Genomic DNA, 21,147 nt, shown 5'->3' with positions numbered 1-21,147 from the left:
TCAGGAAAGATTCAGCGTGTGCGTTTTCAACAGGGCCAGCAACACCTCATACAGATCCTCGTTCCGGTGATTGTACCGGAACTCGCATTCTTTCAAATGCAGGTATACTGTGTTCCTGTTGAGCCCTTTGAACTTTGCTAAACGATGCTTGGTAAGGCCCCAAAAAGCATCAATATCATCCGCCATGGCAATACTACCGTTGGTTTCACCAGCCATAGCGTGCTCCAGGCGATACAAGCGGTAATGCCCAAGGTCCACAATATTGCTGAAATGTCGAATCCGCTCGGCTGCACCTAATGTTTCCAGCACTGAACGGCCCCGTACAATAGCATGGATCATTGCCCTGCTTACATCGGGCAATATTTCCGTGTGTAACCTGTCGGCATGCCGGTAGATCCCGAACACAATTGGCTTGATAGCACGGTTTACCTCGGTCTTTACCGAAACAGCAGTATCATGACCATTACGATGCTCATGATGTTCATGCCGCTCATGGATGACCGGTTTTACAATGCTTTCTGCGGGCTGCTGAAGCTCGCAGTACCTGGCAATTTGCTGACGGATTTTTTTAAGGTAACTATTAACCGTTACCCGGCTCACCCCACTAATACTAGCGATCTGGGTGGCCGTGAGATCTTCAGAGAAGAGCTTTAGGATCTCCTTAAATTTTCGCTCAGACAAGTGAGCGCCCTTTAAGTACCTGTTTTTCATTGAACAAGAAGGTTAGAATGGCATGTTAAACCTCCTACTTTTTAATGGGTATATAGAGCGCTTTTATACAAACGGCTAAATGGATGGGATGAATGCTGCTTACTAGATTATTTGAGGCAAATTTCTGCTTCAGAATTCCTTCAGATTTCCTTCAAAATCCGGCTAATTGTCCTAAAAGAGAACGTCCCGGAGACCTGAATCCCGGAACGTTCCAGTTTTAGCAAGATATTTCAGTTTTTTCTATTCCTTGGTATCGTCCAACCCAAGCTTAGACATTTCTACATCTGGTTCATCATCTAAGTTAGGCCACAGGTCCTTTTTTCGTGCCTTTTTGAGCAGGGCTTTCTCCATCCACAACAACAGCGCGGGCAATATCGTAAGGTTGGTTACCATCGCCATCACTAACGTCAGCGAGGTGAGCCAACCCAGGGATTTGGTGCCGCCAAATTCACTAAAGCTGAAGATCATAAACCCGGCAAACAGGATCAGCGAGGTATAGATAATGCTTAAACCGGTTTCGTGAATGGTCTGCTTTACCGTTGCCGATATGTCCAGCTCATGGTTAGGCAGCTCCTGTTTAAAATTGACCAGGAATCGGATGGTCACGTCTATAGCTATCCCAAGGGCAATACTGAATACCAGTACGGTAGAGGGTTTCAGCGCGATGCCCAGCCATCCCATTACGCCGGCTGTAACCGCCAGCGGTATAATATTAGGTATTAACGAGATCAGGAGCATACGCCAGCTGCGGAACAGGTACAACATACAGAAGATGATCAGCACAAAGGCCAGCACAATGCTCTCAGTAAGGCCGTTAATGATAAAACGGCTACCTTCCAGGAAGATCACACTCGTACCGGTAAAAGATACTTTATAATCAGCAGTGTCGAATATGGCGCTCACTTTAGGCCGCAGCGAATCCAGCAAGATAGGCAGGCGGCGGGAACCTACGTCAGCCATGTTCACACTCAACCGGGCCACCTGGCGGGTGCTGTCCATAAAAGAAGCTACCAGCTTGGTAAAAGTGGAGTTGCTACCACCTGTGCCACGCATACGCAGGTACGGAGCCAGGAAGCCTATATCAAACTGGTTAGGTACGCTGTAGTTGGTGCTGTCTCCATTATAATAGGCCTGGCGGGCAAACTTTATACCTTCGGCTACGCTGAGCGGCCGTGCAAAATCGGGCTGAGACGCCACCAGCTGTGTCAGCTGATCCAGTTTGCTAAGGGATTGCAGCCCTATCACCCCATTTTTCTTTTTTGTATCAACGGTAATTTCCAGCGGCATTACCCCCGGAAATTGCGCTCAAAGAATTTCAGGTCGGTATACAGGCGGTCACTTTTCGGAATATCATCCAGCATGTAAGCTTCGGGGCGCAGGCGCAGCATACCCAGCACCGCTGCTACTACCATGATCACGGTGAGCAGGTACACCCAGGGACGGTATTTAAACACCAGGTTAGTCAGCAGGTCAAGCACCTTCCTGAATAAAGGATTATCCAGGTAACTGGTATGCTTGGTCTTGGGCGGAGGCAGATAACTGAGCACCGCCGGCAGGAAAATGAAGGAGATCAGGAAGATGAACATGATGTTGGAACCTGCCACAACGCCAAACTCCTTCAACAACGGGCTTTTAGTGAAGTAAAATACCCCGAAACCAATCGCCGCGGTGATATTGGTAAACAGCGTCACAATGCCCATACGCTGTATCATGTGCACCAGCGCCCTGGTTTTATTGGCATCCCGGGCATATTCCACATGATATTTGTTCAGGAAGTATACGCAGTTGGGAATGCCGATCACCACGATCAGCGGCGGAATCAACGCCGTCAGCAATGTTATTTTATAACCGCACAGTACAATAGTGGCCACAGACCATATCACGCCTATCGCCACAACGATCATCGACATGAGCACGGCACTAAACGAACGGAAAAACACCAGCAGTATCAGGGCCGTTAGTATAAATGACAGTTTCAGGAACAACCTCATTTCATCGGCCACTTTGGTGGCCATAATAGTACGGATCAGGGGTAAACCGCTCAGGCGCACCTGCGTTTGGTGTTTTTTGCCAAACGCATCTGCCAGGTCCATGATACTTTTTATCACGCCTATACGCTTTGCAGAGTTCATCACATCTTTGTTGATGCGGATGGCCATCAGGTATGCGTTAGTACCAGGATTATACAATAGTCCGCTATAGAAAGGAAGTGAACGGAATGTACCGGAGAGGCTGTCCAGTGCGGCCTGTTGCAAAGGCTGATCCGGGAACAGCTGCACTACCTGCAATTTCCGGGTGCTGTCGTTCTTTACCAGGTTAACGGCCAGGGGCACACTCAAAATGTTCTCTACCGCAGATACCGCCTTGATATCTTTATTAAGCTTTACATAGTCGTTGAAGAAATCAGCCTTGAAAAACTGGTCGGTCTGTACACCCAGCACCATCATATTACCGTCCTCGCCAAACTGCTGTCTGAACTGCATATAGGTCAGGAACTCCGGATTATCCCTGGGTATGGCGCTGCCGTATTCGTAAGATAACTGTACTTTACTGGCATAGTAGCCCATGACAACCGTACCGGCCAGTAATAGTATTAACAAAGGTAATCGGAACTTTAACACCCAACCTGCTAAGCGTTGCCACATAAGGATTTTTTCAATTTTATAAATAGCGTAAAGGTAAATAAATAATTTACTAATTTGCTGATGTGCTAATATGTTAATGAATGGTCATCACCCGGCTATGCGCCCTATTTATCTTCTCCTGATCTCATTGCTTCCGGTGCAGCTATGCCGCGCGCAACAAGTTCCCATCGGGCATTGGCGGGAACACCTGCCCTATATGCAGGCGAAAGCGGTGGTGAGCGCAAACGGGAAAGTGTTTTGCGCCACCGGCTATAATATGTTCGCTGTAACTGCCGGAGACCATGAAATTACGCGTTACACCAAGCTGAACGGCTTGCATGACGCCGGTATCAGCGCCATTGGCGCCAGCGACGATGGCCAGGTGCTGATCGGCTACAGCAATGGCAACCTCGACCTTCTGCAGAACGAACAGGTACACAACCTGCCCGACATTCTGCGCAAAAACATCCAGGGCAATAAGATCATTCAACATGTCTTCTTCTACAAGGACATGGCCTGGCTCTCCACTGGCTTCGGTATTGTGGTGGTGAACACAGATAAACAGGAAACAGCCGATACTTATATCATCGGCAGTAACGGCCAGTACATAGCCGTTTACGCCGTAACCGCCGACAACAGCTATTTTTATGCGGCCACGGCTGAAGGCGTGAAACGGGCCCCGCTGAGCGGTGTTAACCTGGCCAATTACCGGAACTGGGCCCCTGTTATGCAAGGCCTGCAAGCGGCTCCGGTACAGGGCATTGTTCGCCTGCAGAACCGGCTGATCTGCCAACAGCAAGACAGCCTGTTCTCATTGGAACAGGATGGCTGGCAAGCCTGGTATGCGGATGGGCGGCATATCAATTCCATCAGCGCAAATCAGCAACAGTTACTGCTTTGCCAACAGGCTGACGGCGCTGCTGAGGCCCGCGTGCTTCACCTGCTTCCCGACGCCACAATCGCCAATACCCTGCAGCACACCCTGTTAAAAGCGCCTATGCAGGCGGCTACCCTGGATGGATCCACCTGGATCGCAGACGCCCGGCAGGGCCTTGTACTATACGAGAATAACAACTTCAGCAGCCTTACGCCCAACGCCCCCGCAGGAGTAGTGGGAGGCAATATGCTGTTTGTGAATAACAGTCTCTGGGCCACCGCCGGTGCAGTAAGCGCCAACTGGGCGCCTACAGGTAACCGTAACGGCTACTTTGTTTTTGAGCAGGAAGAATGGCGCAATTACAACGTCAGTTCGCAACCCTACCTCGATACCATTACAGACCTCCTGCCGCTGGCTGCCGATGCCGCCGGCGCCCATTACATCGGCTCTTTCAGCAACGGATTACTGATAGTAGATGCAGCAGGCAATCATAACGTAGTAGCGCAGCCTACATTGCCCCCGCCCGTTGACAACCCCAAAGCCAGCCGGGTAAGCGGCCTGGCCGTAGATGCAGGCGGCAACCTGTGGCTCAGCGCCTACGGGGCAGACAGAGACCTGTTGGTAAAAAAGCCGGATAACACCTGGCAATCATTTCGCATCCCCTATGCGCATACCTACAATGCATTGAGTGATATCCTGATCGATGATAGTGATCAGAAATGGATCATATCCCCGCGGGGCAACGGGCTGTTCGTGTTCAATCACGGCAACAGCCTGGAGAATACGGCGGATGACCGCTGGATGCTGTACCGCAGCGGCGCTGCACAGGGCAACCTTCCTTCAGATGATGTGCGCTCCCTGGCCAGGGATAAGGATGGATGGATATGGGTGGGCACCAGCCGCGGCATCGCCATCTTCTCCTGTCCGCAAAATGTCTTCACTACCGGTTGCAGCGCTTATCTTCCCATCGTGCAGCAGGACAATTTCGCAGGATACCTATTCCGGGATGAACAGGTGAACACCATTGCCGTAGACGGGGCCAACCAGAAATGGATAGGTACACAGAATGGCGTATGGCTGATCAACAGCAGCGGAGAAAAGATCCTTGCACATTTCAATACTGATAATAGCCCGCTGCCAGACAACGCCGTGAGCCGGATCGCCGTCAACCCGCTTAACGGCGAAGTATTCTTTGCCACCGGCCTGGGACTGGTGTCCTTCAGGGCCAACGCTACAGAAGGGACACCCCATATGACTGCAGACAGCGTCCTGGTATTTCCAAACCCCGTGCCACCCGGTTATGGAGGCACGATCGCCATCCGGGGACTGGTACAAAATGCGCGGGTAAAGATCACAGACATCAGCGGCCGACTGGTATTTGAGACACGCGCGCAGGGCGGACAGGCAGTATGGAGCGGAAAAGACTACTCCGGGCACCGCCCGCAAAGCGGTATTTATCTCATATTTGCTACAGACGATAACGGCTCGGAAAAGCTGGTTACCAAAATTGCTTTTATTAACTAACTTGCCGGTGTTATGTTACACAAAACACGCGGCATAGTATTAAGAGTGGTGAAGTATGGTGAAACCAGCGTGATCGCAAGTGTTTTTACAGAACTATTCGGCATACAATCCTACATTGTGAACGGGGCCCGCAGCGCAAAACCCAAAGCGGCAAAAGGCAACCTGATACAGCCCGGCAATATACTCGAAATGGTGGTATACCACCAGGAACAGAAAAACCTGCAACGGATCTCCGAATACAAACTGGGATATATTTATACCGCGCTGCATTTTAGTGTAGTAAAAAATACGGTAGCGCTCTATATGATAGAGCTACTGCAGCGATGTCTGAAACAGCCGGAACAACAGGAGGAGCTTTACTACCTGGCAGAGCACACCCTGCAGCTGCTGGACAGCAGCGAACCCGCCGTTGCAGCCAACCTGCCCTTATATTTTACATTAAGACTGGCGGAAATGCTGGGCTTCCGGCTCAATGGCCGTTATTCTGAATACACTCCGTACCTTGATCTGCAGGAAGGCACTTTTGTAGACCTGCCGCCGCATCACATCAATCACCTGGATGACGTGAACAGCGAGCTGACAGACATGCTGTTCCATTGCCCGCAGCTGGCCGCTCTTGGCCGCATCTCCATGAGCAAAGACAGGAGAAGAAAGCTGCTGTATGCCTACCTCGACTTCCTGAAACTGCACCTGCCCGATTTTACAGAACTGCAGTCTCCCTCTATATTACACGAGATACTGGACGCGTAGATCCACTAATATTTATTATGCTCTATTAAGTTAGTGCGCTGGCCATCAAATACAGCGTAGGTAAAATAGTTCAGCCAGTCGCCCAGGTTGATATACCGGCTGTTGGGCCCTACAGGAAGATCCAGGGGCAAGTGCCGGTGACCAAAAATGAAGTAATCAAAATGCTCTTTTTGCAGGATCTCTTTACTGTAGATAGCCAGCCATTCGTTCTCTTCGCCCAGGAACTTTTCCAGTTCCATCCCTGTTGCAGCACGGCTTTTACGGCTGAAATAATTGGCCAGGGCAATGCCCCAGGAGGGATGCAGCAATGAGAACAGCCAGCGGCATACCGGGTTACGAAAGATCTTCTTCAGGAACTTATATCCATGATCGCCGGGGCCTAAACCATCGCCATGTCCTACGTAGAATTTTTTACCGTTGATGGTATAGGTCTGCGGTTCAAAGAACACGGGGATATTCAGCTCTTCTTCAAAATAACCATCCATCCACATATCATGATTGCCAATAAAAACAGAGATGCCTATGCCGCGGTCTGACAGTTCAGCCAGTTTACCCAGCAGGCGGATATAGCCTTTGGGGATCACTTCCTTATATTCAAACCAGAAATCAAACACATCGCCTACCAGGAAAATATGATGTGCATCCTGCGCAATGCCGTCCAGCCACCGTACGATCAGCCGTTCCCTTTCCCTGCTGGCCGCTGCATTGGGCGCCCCCAGGTGAAAATCTGAAGCGAAATAAACACGCTTATTAGCCGGCACGTCTATATGATGCATTCCATTTTAATTAATAATTAAAAATGAATAATTAATAATTGTTTGCGAAATATACTTGAATTCAGCCTGGCCACTTGTACCGCCATTCTTAATTCTTAATTATTAATTATTATTTCTCCATCTGTGCGGCCTCATACTCTTCCCTGATGTTGGTAATATCGATCTTCACAGGATCATCAAAGCCGTTGAATAAAAATATTTCCCACGCGTATTTGGAACGGTTCAGGTTCACCGGGTACACTTCGCCGTTAGGCTTTTCAAAATGCAGCTCATACTGGCTGGTGTTAATGATCTTCACCTTTTTTTCTGTGAGGAACTGCCTGGCTTCGTTCATGTACTGCTCATTGGTAGCCGCAATGCCCGGAAAACTCTGCTCACCGAACTCCCGTTTTAACTGACGCATCTTATCCTCGCCCGGTGTGTAAAAAATAGCGCAGCGGCCTTTTACCTGCAAAGGACCTCCAGGCTGGTGCCCTGCGTTGTTACAGGACAATATTAAAAAAATACATGCAATAGCTAATTGGAAAGATCGCTTCATAGACCGATTATATGCTTAACAGAACAGCGCCCCGATGTGAATCAGGACGCTGTTATCATTATTTTAATCGCTTGTTGTAGTTTATTCATCTACCAGGAACACATACACCTCTTTAGGACCATGCACACCTACCACCAGTGTTTTCTCTATATCTGCCGTACGGCTTGGACCGGTGGCAAAAGATATAGCGGACGGCAGTTCCCCGTTATACCTGTCCTTCAGGCGGTTGATCGCATCTTTCAGATCAAATACCAGCTGGTGTGTATAGGCTATCACCAGGTGTACCGGCGTATACACCGGCAGCGCTCTGCCCGAAGGCTGTGCAGCGCTCAGCACCATGGTGCCTGTGCGGGCCACCAGGTATTCGCAATCTGTGATAGCGGCATCTGCCTCGTGCATATCCCCTTTGTTGATAAAGGGCAGCTGTGCAAGCTTGAATGCGTTTAAGAGTGCAGGCGTCTGGCAGTAAACATGGTTCCATTCCTTGTGCGCCGCCAAAGCCAGCAGGTTTTCTGTCAGCTCTTGTTTGCCGGTGCAGTAAATGAACTTCCCCTGCAAACGGGCAAATTCTTCTGCAAACTTCAGCTCCAGCCCTTCGTTCTCTGTTTTAAAAACGGAGTTGTTGCCCTCCGAATTAGGGAAGGGCAACTGTACCGACTGGCTTAATGCATTCCGTACTCTTTTCAGAATATTTTCCTTGGCGGGAGATATCTTCATAATACCCCTTTACGCATTAACTGGTGTAGGAGAAGGATTGATGATATCCGTAGGATGTACGCCATCTGTGGTCATTCCTTCTTTATTCAGGTGATGCTCCTTGTGTGTATCGTAAGGGCGTTTACCGATCAGCCTTTCCAGGTCTGCCTGGTATAACACCTCTTTTTTCAGTAACTCCTGTGCCAGTACTTTCACGTTCTCCAGTCTTTCTGTCAACAGCGCCTTGGTCCTTACGTAAGCCTTTTCAATCAGGTTACGCACTTCTTCGTCGATCATCTTGGCTGTTTCTTCAGAATAAGGTTTGGTGAAGGCCTGATCGCTGTTCGGATCATAGAAAGATACGTTACCTACTTTATCGTTCATACCATACACGGTTACCATAGCGTAGGCCATGCGGGTGATCACCTGCAGGTCGTTCTGTGCGCCGGTAGATACTTTGCCGAATACGATGTCTTCTACTGCACGGCCGCCAAGGGTCATACAGATATCGTCCATCAGCTGTTCCGTATTGTACAGGTATTGTTCTTTAGGCAGGTACTGCGCATATCCCAGGGCAGCCACACCGCGCGGTACAATGGTTACCTTTACCAGCGGGTTAGCATGTTCCAGGTACCAGCCGCAGATGGCGTGACCGGCTTCGTGATAGGCGATCACTTCTTTCTCTTCCGGGGAAATGATCTTGTTCTTCTTTTCCAGGCCTCCGATTACACGATCTACCGCATCGTTGAAATCCTCCATTTCTACTTCATTCTTGCCTTTACGGGCAGCTATCAGTGCGGCCTCGTTACATACGTTGGCAATATCTGCGCCCGCAAAACCGGGGGTCATAGCGGCGAGTTTCTTAATATCGAGGTTGGGTGATTTCTTGATGGGTTTCAGGTGCACATCGAAGATGGCTTCGCGGCCTGCCAGATCCGGTTTGTCGATGGATATCTGGCGGTCAAAACGGCCGGGGCGCAACAGGGCGCTGTCCAGTACATCCGGGCGGTTGGTTGCTGCCAGTATAATGATACCACTGTCGGTACCGAAACCGTCCATTTCTACCAGCAGCTGGTTCAGGGTGTTTTCACGCTCATCATTGCTCATCATCACGTTCTTACCCCTGGCGCGGCCAATGGCGTCTATCTCATCTATAAAGATGATACAGGGCGCTTTTTCACGGGCCTGTTTAAACAGGTCGCGCACACGGCTGGCGCCCACACCCACGAACAGCTCCACGAAATCGGAACCAGACATGGAGAAGAACGGTACCTGGGCTTCTCCTGCCATCGCTTTCGCCAGCAGAGTCTTACCGGTTCCCGGAGGGCCTACCAGCAAAGCGCCTTTTGGTATTTTACCACCCAGTGCGGTATATTTCTTTGGATTCTTAAGGAAGTCTACGATCTCCATCACTTCCACCTTGGCTTCGTCCAATCCTGCAACATCGTTGAAGGTGATATTTACGCGGGTGCCTTTATCAAAGAGGGTGGCTTTGGATTTACCGATATTGAAGATACCGCCGGGACCACCGCTGCTACCTGCAGGGCCGCCCATTTTACGCATCAGCAGGATCCACAGACCAATAATAAGTATGATCGGTAAGAGCAGCTGGAATACCGGTTCAAACCAGCTTTGCCTGTCAACATAATATACGTTTACACGATCTTCCGGTTTTACGCCTGTTTGCGCCTTATCAAGGTCGGCTTTAAAACTTTCTTCGCTACCAATACTGAATTGAAAATGCGGTCCGGGGTTAGGTGCTCCGAAACGGCCTTTAGCTACTTTGTCGTACTTGGGCTCGTTCAACTTGTCTTTCCTGATGTACACTTCTACGTACTTCTTATTCACCACTACCAGCTTATCAACATCTCCGGGTTGTAAATAATCCAGCTGAAATTGCTGGAAGCTGATTTCTTGCGGCTGTGAACGGAAATCAAGAAAGTTCATAGCCAGCAGGGCGATACCGATAAAGGCATACACCCAGTATATATTGAACTTCGGTCCTTTCTTTGGCGATTTATCCGAACCTTTAATAAAATTGTTGCCTCTTTCCATAATAATCTAGTCGCTCCTTGACGGATGTTTATTGCAAATATTTCATATTTTTTTTGTTATTAACTATTATTTATTCACAGCTAATAACCTTTCCGGGAATAACCCCAATATATAGCTAATAGTTAGCCATTATATCTAACTACTATATTAGGCTTTTGTTCAATCGTTATGTTCGGTTCTTTCAGCGTCGCTCCACATTTCTTCCAGGTTATAGAATTTGCGGGTTTCCGGCTGAAATACATGCACCACCACATTCACATAGTCCACCAGTATCCATTGCTGAGCGGTAAAGCCTTCATGCTTATAGGGTGTTTCACCCGTTTGAAGCTGTACCTGCTCTTCCACAAAGTCTGCGATGGCCCTTACTTGTGTGTTGGAATTTGCTTCGCATATAATGAAGAAATCGGCCACTGCTTCGGGGATCTGGCGCAAGTCCAGGGATACGATATTTTCCCCCTTTTTATCCTGAATGGCCTTTACGATGGTGGTAAAAATCTCACTGTCTCTGCTTAAGCGTGTTTGCGCTTTCTTACGCGTGTTCAGAACGGTTAAGGGTGCCAATAAAAACTTGTTTTTGTTAAAAATAAACTTTAATTGTCAAAATTACTAAAGAAGCGGCAAATATCCCGTGTATTAATGTGCCGCTGAAGGCCTGCAAATGTTAAGAAAACAATAAAATGAACTACTTTTCGGCCCTGAAATTCATTTGAGCCGAAAAACATATTCAAATAAGCATTTTTCTGTGATTGGACAGCCTTTTCATGTTTTAGATACCATTGACAGCACCAATAACTATGCCATGGAGCAGGTAAATTCAGGGCTGATCAGCCATGGAACTGCCTGGTTTGCGAGGGAGCAAACTGCCGGAAAAGGGCAACGCGGCAAGCAATGGTTATCGCCTCCCGGAGAAAATATTATACTCACTATAGCCCTGCAACCCAATAGCCTGCCGCTTTCCAGGCAATTTATGCTCAGCGTGGCCGTGGCCCTTGGCGCCAGCGACTTCTTTACCAGGTATGCCGGGGATGAAACCTGTATCAAGTGGAGCAATGATATTTACTGGCGTGACAGAAAGGCAGGGGGCATCCTGATAGAAAATGTACTAAGAGGCAACATATGGCAATATGCCATAACCGGCATCGGGATAAACATCAACCAGGCTCAATTCCCGGACCATCTGCCCAACCCGGTATCCCTGCGGCAGATCACCGGTAAAACATGGGACAGCATCACCCTGGCGAAAGAGCTGTGCCAGTGCCTCGAGCCTTGGCTGAAACAGTTACATCCCGCCCATTATAACGAGCTGCTGGATCAATATAAAAACCGCCTTTTCCGCCTCAATGAACCGGGCTTGTACCGTATGCAGGGGGAATATTTCCAGGGCATTATCCGCGATGTCCTGCCGGATGGTAAATTGTGCCTGGAAAAGAATGGTGATATTATGCAGCTGGACTTTGGAGAAGTAGAGTTTGTGATAACCAAATAAGGCCCGGCAGATACTATTTTACCTGTCTTCTCCCAGGCTTCACCTTGCCTTCTCCTAGGCTTCTCCTTGCAATATCCTTGCTCCAGGCACTTTTGGTTAAAATAGTATCATTCCTTTTAGTACCTCCTGAAAGACGCTATCTCTTCCTTCCGCCACTCCAGCAGCCTGGCTGGCAAGGCTTTGGAGATGCCTTTCAGCAGGTATACACTGGTTCCATACTCCCGGGCCAGCGGGTTCTCTACCTGCCCGATCTTAATGAACACCGAAGCATTTTCGTGCGCACGCTCATCCGGCGCCTCATCGTCTATTAATACCAGGTAACGGATCTCTTGCAAACGGGGAAACCAGAAAATATAATCCGCATTGAAAGATACGGCCGACGGCAGTAAACCAGCTCCCTGGCGCCTGTTATAGTAGTTCAGGGCGCCTGCCTGGCCATAATTAGCGCAGATCACGAGCGTATAAGGCTTTTCACTCTCGGGTATCAGGGCAAATGCCTTGCGCGAAAGCGCAGCCATTTCACGCCAGCCCAGCATATCGGCAAAGTCCTGCGGCAGCACGTGGTTCCTGCCATCTTCCCAGCGCAGTACGCCAAACTTCTCGAATTTTTTTGCCTTTTGCTCTATAGCCACAGGTCCCAATACCGGGAATATCACATTGAAGGCATAAGCAAAGGGAATGACCACCAGCAGTATCCAGGCCACCTGCGTATACTTTAGCCATCCCCTGCTGCATAGCCGCTCCCAGTATACTGCTCCAAAAGCCAGCAGCATCGGATAAAGCCCCAGCGCATAGTAGTCCTTCGCCCGCAGGTAAAGGAACAGCAGGATCACAAACAGGTAGCTAAGCCCCAGGAAACGGTAAAGGCTGAATGGACGGTACAACAGTAGCGCAAGAAAACCCGACACTACCAGGAAAGCGCCTCCCATAAAAAAGATCAGCTGCGTTTTCAGAAATCCCGCCCGGTCTACATTCACCAGCTGATATTTCGTTAATTCTGCCATGTGGTGGAGCACCGGCATACCGTTCCTGATTTGCCATATAAGATTAGGCAATGCCAGTAGCAGCGCTACGAGTACACCCAGATAGAGATATTTATTGAAGAACACCCTCCTTTGAGGCGAGAGCAGCACGGCGGGTATCAGTCCCGCTACCAGGAACAGCATATTGTACTTGTTCAGGAAACCGAGCCCGATAGCCACCCCCAGCCATAACAAACAGCGCCGGCGCCCGGAGTGGATGAAGCGGACGAGCAGGTAGAACACCCAGGTCCAGCTAAGCACATCAAAAGAATTGGGCTGATATAACATATTCAGGCGCAGCATGGCTGAACAGATAAACACCACGCCCGCCAGCAGCTGCGCGTACCATCCACCCTGCAGCTCTTCGATCATGCGCCATACCAGTACCATGGTAATAACCCCAAACAGGGCCGGAAAGAATTTTACCCAGAATAAGGAGCTCCCCAGCCATTTGATCAGCAGCGAAACAAAAGCGATCAAAGGCGGTACAGACAGGTACCCGGCTGATAAGTGATCACCCATGTCCAGGTGCAGGTACTCATCACGATGCAGGTCGTATACCGGGTTAATGATGCAGTAATGCAATACCATTTTTACCACAATCAATGCGATCAGCAGGTAGTATGATTTGTTGCGGTTCAGAACAGTTGCGATCATAGCGGAAGTATAAGGGAGTCCATATAAGAAAACGTCCAGGGAGAGTATGACCCTGGACGCTACTGCGGTAAAGCTTTAACCTTGTTTAAAACAAGATTTTGGTTGATAAAGGTTTATCAATTTGTGAATTCTTTGTTAAATAATCAAAAATAAAATTGCACTTATGTTGCAAATCCAACGCTATCTAAAACCATAGCATGATGGCTGACGCAAAGACCTTACACTCTTTGTAAATTGTGACCTAAAATTTAACACCATATGCAGTACAGAATTTTAGGAAAAACCGGCGAAAAGGTATCCGCTATAGGCCTGGGTTGCATGGGGATGTCACATGCTTACGGCACTGCAGAAGAACGCAATGAACAGGAGTCGCTGGCTACACTGGAATACGCCCTTGACCTTGGGATCAATTTCTGGGATACGGCAGATATGTACGGAAAAGGCGCTAACGAAGCGCTCTTATCCAAAGTGCTGGCCACTAAACGCGACCAGGTGTTCCTGGCTACCAAATTCGGCTTTAAATATGCAGCAGATGGCAGCTATTATTTTGACGGCTCTCCCGCTTATGTAAAAGCAGCCTGTGAGGCCAGTCTGCGCCGTTTGAAAGTAGACGTAATAGATCTTTATTATGCGCACCGTATAGACGCCAATGTACCGGTAGAAGATATGGCCGGGGCTATGGCCGATCTGGTAAAGGAAGGAAAAGTGCGCTACCTGGGCCTGTCTGAAGCAGGAGCCGCTTCGATACGCAGGGCCCATGCTGTGCATCCTATTGCCGCCCTGCAAAGCGAATATTCCATTTTTACGCGTGACATTGAACAGGAGATCCTCCCTGTTATCCGTGAACTCGGCATCTCACTGGTAGCTTACAGCCCTTTAGGAAGAGGTATGAGCGCTGCCACCGCTGTAGATCTCAGCCAGCTCCCGGCAGATGATTTCCGCCGCAACCTGCCGCGTTTCCAGGAAGCCGCCTTGCAGCAGAATGTACAACTGGTACAAAAACTCGAATCGCTGGCAAAAGAGAAGAATTGTACTACGGCTCAGCTGTCGCTGGCATGGCTACTGGCCCAGGGAGATGATATTATTCCCATTCCGGGCACCAAACGCAGAAAATACCTGCAGGAAAATGCTGCTGCGGCAGACGTTCAGCTCACAGCAAATGAGTTAAAGGAGATCCAGGACATTCTATCTTCCACCGCTATTGCCGGTGAAAGGTATGCAGAAGGCATGTTGAAACTGGTGAACCGGTAAAAAATTAATAATGAATAATGAATAATTAATAGTTGCTGCAGCACAGGTGATCCGCGCGTGACACGGGCTTCACGATTATTAATTATTCATTCTTAAATTATTAATTATCGCGCTTTGTATCCCCAATCCTGCAGCCACTTCAGCACCTTATCTTTATAATCGCCCTGGATCAGTATCTGGCCGTCTTTTGCACTGCCACCGGTACCACATTTGGTTTTCAGGTCTTTACCCAGCTGTTCCAGGTCGGCCGCAGTGCCTATAAAGCCATCTACCAGTGTTACCACTTTACCGGCCCTTTGCTTGGTATCCAGCTTTACTTTCAGCTGCTGCTGGGCAGGAGGCAGGGTGGCTTCTTCTGAAGGTTCATCCGGCTCCGGCGAAAAATGAGGATCCGTGGAATAAACGATCCCGCCTGTATTGCGCTTTTTCTTAGACATACTGATGTTTGGTTACACATTGTTAACGATCATCTGGATGGCTCTCCTCACCACTTTAATATGCACCTCGCCATTTGTGCCCAGCGGCACTGCGTCTCCATCTACCTGCAAGTAATTCAGCTGCGGGCTGCGGATAGTAACATCCCTGCCCCTAAAATGCTGCATATAACTGGTTTTATGCACAGTGCCCAACAGCGAGTAAATGCTTAGCGGCAGCAGGCCTAAAAAGCTGACCGGCCGCACAATAACCACGTCTAGCAGGCCATCGAACAGGCTGGCCTGGGGAGCCAGCTTAAACTCATAGCCCATCTGGTTGCCATTGGCCACACTTAGCAGAAAAGCCGGACGGTCCAGTTTGTTGCCGTCGATATCGATGTTATAGTTATTTCCCTTGTACTCGCGGAAGCTCTTGACTACCAGTTTGGCGTAGCCCCAGAGCCCCCGTTTCTTTGTATTCCGGAACTTGTCGGCTATCAGTGCATCAAAGCCCACACCGGCATTGCTCAGGAAAAGATGTTCATTGGCATAGCCCGCATCAATGGCGTCACGTTTGTTGTCAACGATCAGCTGCAGGGCTTTGCGCACATCCAGCGGTATCTTCAGCGCCCTTGCCAGTCCGTTGCCGCTGCCCAGCGGGATAACCGCTAGCGCGGTACTGGTGCCGGTAAGGCCTTGTGCAATTTCGTTAATAGAGCCATCTCCGCCAACAGCCACTACTGTATCCACCCCCTGTTGAACCGCTTCCCGGGCCAGGTCTGCGCCGTGCCCAAGGTAGGCCAGGTGCGTGATCTGTACAGAAAAGGCATGCTCGGGCAGTACTTCCCGTATCACATTCTCCAGCCGTTTTTCCCGGTCTGTACCCGCCTTACGGTTAATGATAAATAGAATCTTTCTCAATCTGATATATTTTACGCATTCTCCTATCGCTGCTGTTGTTGCTTACTGTATCGCTTTCAGGCTAAGGTCCAGGCTTACTGCGTGATGAATAACAGCACCGGCGGAAATAAAGTCCACCCCGGTTTTTGCATATGCTTCTATATTGTCCAGCGTAATACCGCCGGAGGCTTCTGTTTCATAACGCCCCTTGATCAGCTCCAGTGCCTGTGTTATCTGCTCCGGCCTGAAATTATCCAGCATAATGCGATGAATGCCGCCAACGGCAAGCACTTCACGTACATCATCCAGGTTGCGCGTTTCCACTTCTATCTGCAGGTGCAGGTTACGCTGCTTCAGGTAGTCCAGCGTTTTGTTCACGGCTGCCGTGATCCCGCCCGCAAAATCAATGTGGTTGTCCTTTAACATGACCATATCGTACAAGCCCATGCGGTGGTTTACGCCGCCGCCGATGCGTACCGCCTCTTTCTCCAACAAACGAAAGTTGGGAGTGGTTTTACGGGTATCCAGCAAGCGGGTATGGTAACCCTGTAATTTACTTACATACTGATGGGTAAGGGTGGCAATGCCGCTCATGCGCTGCATGCAGTTCAGCACCAGGCGCTCGGCCATCAGCAGGGTATGTACGGCTGCTTCCACCTCAAAAGCGGTTTCGCCGGGTTGCATAAGGTCTCCGTCCTTCTTAAAAGGAGTAAAAACGGTGAACATATCCAGGAGACGGAAGATCTTTTCCGCTACTTCCATGCCTGCCAGCAGGCCCGGTTCCTTTATCCTGAGCTGTGCTTTGCCTTTCGCAGTGGGCGGTATACAGGCCATGGTGCTGTGATCGCCGTTGCCTATATCCTCTGCCAGGGCATTCCTTATCAGTTGGGTAAGTGCTGTTTCATCTAACATAAGTTCTCTTTGGCGGCCCAAAAATAAAGAGTGCCCCCGTAATTATAACGGGGGCACTGTGGTTTTTCAAGTAAATCCAACAATATTTACAAAAGTATGGGTCTTAAGGTCACTTGCTTTCAAAGCGCAGCTCGTTCAACACCAGCGAATTCCCCTTTTTCTGCAGGAAAAAGGACGTACGGAAATTGCCGCCACCGGTGACCATATTACCGATACCATAGCGGGAGCCGCCGCCAGCCTCACCCTGGTGCAGCAGCTCAAAAGATTTTACCTGGTTTTTAGAGAAAAAGTCTTTAAGAATGATCTCTGCCTGGGCCTTACTGTAGGAGCTTGACCTGCCGGCGATATTGATCTCAACCGTATTATCGAGATAACGGGAAAGATTTCCGGCATCGCCTTGTTTGATGGCGCCAACCACATCCTCAAAAGGGCCGCCTGCCAGGCCCTTCAAAGGCCGTGCGGACAGGGAGAACACAGTAACAATGCCTCCTAACAACAAAACGCCCAATATGTACATGCACTTTCTCATCCAATTTCTCCTTGCTGCATTAAGCCCCGCAGCTGGTTCATGTTGCCCTCGCAGGATGGTACCTCGCTTTTCCTCCCCCTCTTTCATAAACTTATTCATGCTCGGTTTCATAAGAAAAAATGTCTTTTTAACTGACCGGTTTCATGGTTATTTTCAAATCGTGTAAACAGTGTCTGATCGTGTGACTTCTTTATACCTTTATTGCCAACCCCAGCTGTTGCGAAAACTATGCCAGATTACAGACATGCCTTTAAAATCCCATAAATGTTGTAACACAGAATCAATAACTATTGCAAATATATTAATATATAATGTTTTAGTAAGATCTAATGCATTTTAGTTTTTCAACGCTTCAAGTCGCTAAAGATATTTTTTGTTCCTGTTAACTTTACAGAAATTTTGAAGTATTCAAGTCATTATGAGTATTTTCACGCCCTTGTAGGAATTAAACTAATCAAAGGATCATGGAAAAGAAAAGAGCCATTCTGATCATCATGGATGGATGGGGCATCGGCCAGGTGCCTGCGGCAGACGCCATCGCACATGCCAACACACCTTTTGTTGACAGCCTGTATAAAAAATATCCGCATAGCCGCCTGATCACCTGCGGAGAGGCCGTAGGACTACCCGAAGGACAAATGGGTAATTCTGAAGTAGGCCACCTGAACATTGGCGCCGGACGCATTGTATACCAGGAACTGCAACGTATTAATGTGGCGGTGCGCACCGGAGAACTGGCTCAGAACAAAATACTGCAGGATACGCTGGACTACGCTAAATCCAATAATAAGGCCCTGCACCTCATTGGCCTGGTAAGTGATGGCGGCGTACACTCTCATATCAACCATGTCAAAGCATTAACGCAAATAGCCAAAGATAAAGGCCTGGACAAGGTATTCATACATGCCTTTACAGACGGGCGCGATACAGATCCTAAAAGCGGTCTGGGCTTCCTGGAAGACCTGATGGTGCACCTTAGCAAAACCACCGGGCAGCTGGCTTCCATCACCGGCCGCTACTATGCAATGGACCGCGATAAACGCTGGGAGCGCGTTAAGCTGGCCTATGATGCGCTTGTGCACGGTAAAGGAACTCCCACCCAGGATCCAATCATTGCTGTAAAAGCTTCTTATGCAGAAGGTGTGACCGACGAGTTCATCAAACCGATCATCGTTACCAACCCGCAGCTGGCTCCCCTGGCTACTATACAGGAAGGCGACGCCGTACTGTGCTTCAACTTCCGTACAGACCGCTGCCGCGAGATCACACAGGTGCTGAGCCAGCAGGATTTTCCGGACTTTGAAATGAAAGCCCTGCATCTGCACTATACCACCATGACGGAGTACGACAAAACCTACAAAGGTGTGTACGTGATCTTTGAGAACGACAACCTGAACATGACATTGGGTGAGGTGCTGGAACAAAACAACAAGACCCAGATCCGCATTGCAGAAACAGAGAAATATCCGCACGTGTCCTTCTTCTTCTCCGGTGGCCGCGAAAAAGAATTCAACGGCGAACGCCGCCTGATGGTAGCTTCTCCCAAAGTAGCCACTTATGACCTGCAGCCGGAAATGAGCGCCTTCCAGGTAACTGACACCATTGTACAGGAGATCAATAAGCAGTCTGCAGACTTCATCGTGCTGAACTTTGCCAATGCCGACATGGTAGGCCATACAGGCGTCTGGGAAGCGGCTGTAAAGGCTGCCGAAACTGTTGATACCTGCGTATCAAGAGTAGTGACCGCCTCGCTCAATAACGGCTACACTGTATTCCTGACCGCCGACCACGGGAATGCCGATTTTATGATCAACCCGGACGGTACGCCTAATACCGCCCATACACTCAACTACGTGCCCCTCTTCATTATCAACAATGAGTTCAAAGGGCCGGTAAAAGATGGTAAACTGGGCGATCTGGCTCCAACCATACTGAAATTTATGGATCTGCCTGTTCCGAAGGAAATGACAGGCGATCTGCTTGTATAGCCTTATATACATCAGCGATATTTGGAAATACCGGTGATCTATGCGTATTATTTTCGCATAAATTTACCGGTATTCCTTTATTACCCCGCATTAGTGCACCACTTGTAACTTTCCCCGAAAGCGTCCCGTTCTACCTCTACAAATTCCACCCCTATGAGATCAGTTCTTTACAAATTGATTATTGCAGCATCCCTTGTTGCATGTTTGCTTTCTATTGCGGGCTGCCTCAAAGACTCCTGTAACAACGTCTATGCTTATAAGGTGTATATCCCGGTATATAAGAGCCTGGACGAACTCAGGGGAGCCGTGAAAAGAGAGGCCCCCAGGGACATTGAAGCGCCGGGCAAAATATACCTGTACGGCAATTACATCTTTCTGAACGAGCTGAATAAGGGCGTGCATGTTATTGACAACAGTAACCCTTCTGCCCCCAATAAGATTGCCTTTATCAATATTCCCGGCAACCTGGATATAGCCATCAAAGAAAATATATTATATGCCGACAGCTATATCGACCTGGTGGCCCTGGACATCAGCAACCTGCAGCAGGTGAAGGAGACCAAACGCGTTAAGTTTGCCTTCCCTTACAGGCAGTATGAATATGGTATAAGGGCAGTTGATAGCAACCGGGTAATTGTCGACTTCCAGGTAAAAGACACCGTTGTTAAGCGCAGCTGTGACCAGCCAACTGCACTGGCATACGAGTACTATGCAAGCGACAATAAAGCACTGGTACAATCCAATTCAGCGAAATCTACCAGCTCCATAGCGCTCGGGGTGAGCGGCTCTATGGCCCGTTTTACATTGGTGGGCAATTACCTGTATCTCATTGATAACTGGAATCTGCAGACCTATGATGTAAGCAAGCCCCTGGAGCCAGCCAGGAAAGGCAGCGTTGCTGTAGGGTCCGACATCGAGACCATCTTCCCTTATAAAACCAATCTTTTCATCGGCGCCAGGAGCGGCCTGTACATCTACGATGCCGGCAATCCGGCCCAACCGGTGAGAAAGGGCATCTTTACACATGCAAGGAAGTGCGATCCGGTAGTAGTGCAAGATGATATTGCCTACGTAACCCTGCGCGGGAGTGGCGAATGCGGTGGAAACTCCAACCAGCTGGATGTACTGGATGTGAAAGACCTGACGGCTCCCCGCCTTATCAGGTCGTACCCGCTGAAAGGCCCCTATGGCCTGGGCATACAAGGCTCAAAACTATTTGTTTGCGAAGGGGAGTTCGGGCTCAGGTTCATGGATGCAGAGAGCGCAGCTGATATCACTACCCTTAAATTGGTGGAAGGCATCGATAGCTACGACGTAATACCGCATAATAATACTTTGCTGGTAACGGCTAAAGATGGTCTTTACCAATATGATCACTCCAACATGCAAGCGCCCAGGCTGCTTAGTAAGCTTCCCATCACCGTTAAACAGTAAGCCG

At 49.1% G+C, this 21,147-nt stretch carries 19 protein-coding genes; 6 read left to right on the top strand and 13 right to left on the bottom strand.

Going from position 1 to position 21,147, the window contains the following annotated elements:
- The 3 genes from ACR9Y8_RS19220 to ACR9Y8_RS19210 form a co-directional block, all read right to left on the bottom strand.
- Entirely contained in the window at positions 1-711 is a 711-nt protein-coding gene (locus tag ACR9Y8_RS19220) for an IS1595 family transposase (RefSeq protein WP_481214871.1), read from the bottom strand.
- A 240-nt stretch (positions 712-951) separates the two neighbouring features.
- Complete coding sequence (locus ACR9Y8_RS19215; RefSeq protein WP_481214870.1) at positions 952-1,998, bottom strand: efflux RND transporter permease subunit; 1,047 nt, start codon at positions 1,996-1,998, stop codon at positions 952-954.
- Positions 1,998-3,356: an efflux RND transporter permease subunit gene (locus ACR9Y8_RS19210; protein WP_481214869.1), complete on the bottom strand. Its 1,359-nt coding sequence runs from the start codon at positions 3,354-3,356 to the stop codon at positions 1,998-2,000. The genes ACR9Y8_RS19215 and ACR9Y8_RS19210 overlap by 1 nt, the downstream gene beginning before the upstream one ends.
- A gap of 97 nt (positions 3,357-3,453) precedes the next feature.
- Between ACR9Y8_RS19210 and porZ the strand changes: the two genes are divergently transcribed.
- Positions 3,454-5,736 carry a type IX secretion system anionic LPS delivery protein PorZ gene (porZ, locus tag ACR9Y8_RS19205; protein WP_481214868.1) on the top strand — a complete coding sequence of 761 codons (2,283 nt, stop codon included), beginning with the start codon at positions 3,454-3,456 and terminating at the stop codon, positions 5,734-5,736.
- Between the two features lie 12 nt (positions 5,737-5,748).
- A complete protein-coding gene (recO, locus tag ACR9Y8_RS19200; protein ID WP_481214867.1) occupies positions 5,749-6,486 on the top strand; it encodes a DNA repair protein RecO in 738 nt (245 codons plus the stop codon).
- Between the two features lie 5 nt (positions 6,487-6,491).
- Here the strand turns inward: recO and ACR9Y8_RS19195 are convergent, their stop codons facing one another.
- The 5 genes from ACR9Y8_RS19195 to rsfS all read right to left on the bottom strand — a co-directional run bounded on the left by ACR9Y8_RS19195 (position 6,492) and on the right by rsfS (position 11,112).
- Positions 6,492-7,262 (bottom strand): UDP-2,3-diacylglucosamine diphosphatase, encoded by a 771-nt coding sequence (locus tag ACR9Y8_RS19195; RefSeq protein WP_481214866.1) that lies wholly within the window; start codon positions 7,260-7,262, stop codon positions 6,492-6,494.
- 109 nt (positions 7,263-7,371) lie between these two features.
- The gene (locus tag ACR9Y8_RS19190) at positions 7,372-7,800 is read right to left on the bottom strand and encodes a hypothetical protein (RefSeq protein ID WP_481214865.1); all 429 of its coding nucleotides are present in this window, start codon (positions 7,798-7,800) and stop codon (positions 7,372-7,374) included.
- Positions 7,801-7,881: 81 nt separating this feature from the next.
- A complete protein-coding gene (locus ACR9Y8_RS19185) occupies positions 7,882-8,517 on the bottom strand; it encodes a LutC/YkgG family protein (protein ID WP_481214864.1) in 636 nt (211 codons plus the stop codon).
- A 9-nt stretch (positions 8,518-8,526) separates the two neighbouring features.
- On the bottom strand, positions 8,527-10,551 hold the full coding sequence (gene ftsH / locus ACR9Y8_RS19180) for an ATP-dependent zinc metalloprotease FtsH (RefSeq protein ID WP_481214863.1): 2,025 nt from the start codon (positions 10,549-10,551) through the stop codon (positions 8,527-8,529).
- 159 nt (positions 10,552-10,710) lie between these two features.
- On the bottom strand, positions 10,711-11,112 hold the full coding sequence (rsfS, locus tag ACR9Y8_RS19175) for a ribosome silencing factor (protein WP_481214862.1): 402 nt from the start codon (positions 11,110-11,112) through the stop codon (positions 10,711-10,713).
- A 181-nt stretch (positions 11,113-11,293) separates the two neighbouring features.
- Between rsfS and ACR9Y8_RS19170 the strand changes: the two genes are divergently transcribed.
- Positions 11,294-12,037, top strand: a complete 744-nt coding sequence (locus ACR9Y8_RS19170; protein ID WP_481214861.1) for a biotin--[acetyl-CoA-carboxylase] ligase — start codon at positions 11,294-11,296, stop codon at positions 12,035-12,037.
- Positions 12,038-12,153: 116 nt separating this feature from the next.
- Here the strand turns inward: ACR9Y8_RS19170 and ACR9Y8_RS19165 are convergent, their stop codons facing one another.
- Positions 12,154-13,716, bottom strand: a complete 1,563-nt coding sequence (locus ACR9Y8_RS19165) for an ArnT family glycosyltransferase (protein ID WP_481214860.1) — start codon at positions 13,714-13,716, stop codon at positions 12,154-12,156.
- A 258-nt stretch (positions 13,717-13,974) separates the two neighbouring features.
- Between ACR9Y8_RS19165 and ACR9Y8_RS19160 the strand changes: the two genes are divergently transcribed.
- Entirely contained in the window at positions 13,975-14,967 is a 993-nt protein-coding gene (locus ACR9Y8_RS19160; protein WP_481214859.1) for an aldo/keto reductase, read from the top strand.
- 104 nt (positions 14,968-15,071) lie between these two features.
- Here the strand turns inward: ACR9Y8_RS19160 and ACR9Y8_RS19155 are convergent, their stop codons facing one another.
- The 4 genes from ACR9Y8_RS19155 to ACR9Y8_RS19140 all read right to left on the bottom strand — a co-directional run bounded on the left by ACR9Y8_RS19155 (position 15,072) and on the right by ACR9Y8_RS19140 (position 17,832).
- Positions 15,072-15,404, bottom strand: a complete 333-nt coding sequence (locus ACR9Y8_RS19155) for a translation initiation factor (protein ID WP_481214858.1) — start codon at positions 15,402-15,404, stop codon at positions 15,072-15,074.
- Between the two features lie 12 nt (positions 15,405-15,416).
- Positions 15,417-16,301: a diacylglycerol/lipid kinase family protein gene (locus ACR9Y8_RS19150; protein ID WP_481214857.1), complete on the bottom strand. Its 885-nt coding sequence runs from the start codon at positions 16,299-16,301 to the stop codon at positions 15,417-15,419.
- A 42-nt stretch (positions 16,302-16,343) separates the two neighbouring features.
- Positions 16,344-17,192, bottom strand: coding sequence for a carboxylating nicotinate-nucleotide diphosphorylase (nadC, locus tag ACR9Y8_RS19145; protein ID WP_481214856.1), 849 nt, complete (start codon positions 17,190-17,192; stop codon positions 16,344-16,346).
- A gap of 109 nt (positions 17,193-17,301) precedes the next feature.
- Positions 17,302-17,832, bottom strand: a complete 531-nt coding sequence (locus ACR9Y8_RS19140) for a DUF4783 domain-containing protein (protein WP_481214855.1) — start codon at positions 17,830-17,832, stop codon at positions 17,302-17,304.
- A gap of 353 nt (positions 17,833-18,185) precedes the next feature.
- Here ACR9Y8_RS19140 and gpmI point away from each other — a divergent pair, with 353 nt between their 5' ends.
- Together gpmI and ACR9Y8_RS19130 are read left to right on the top strand one after the other, a co-directional pair.
- Positions 18,186-19,709 carry a 2,3-bisphosphoglycerate-independent phosphoglycerate mutase gene (gene gpmI, locus ACR9Y8_RS19135; protein ID WP_481214854.1) on the top strand — a complete coding sequence of 508 codons (1,524 nt, stop codon included), beginning with the start codon at positions 18,186-18,188 and terminating at the stop codon, positions 19,707-19,709.
- Between the two features lie 153 nt (positions 19,710-19,862).
- Complete coding sequence (locus ACR9Y8_RS19130; RefSeq protein ID WP_481214853.1) at positions 19,863-21,143, top strand: LVIVD repeat-containing protein; 1,281 nt, start codon at positions 19,863-19,865, stop codon at positions 21,141-21,143.
- Positions 21,144-21,147 lie beyond the last annotated feature (4 nt).

The sequence above is a fragment of the Chitinophaga sp. SVR4-12A genome, from assembly GCF_056754765.1.
This window is presented reverse-complemented; position numbering and strand designations above follow the sequence as displayed.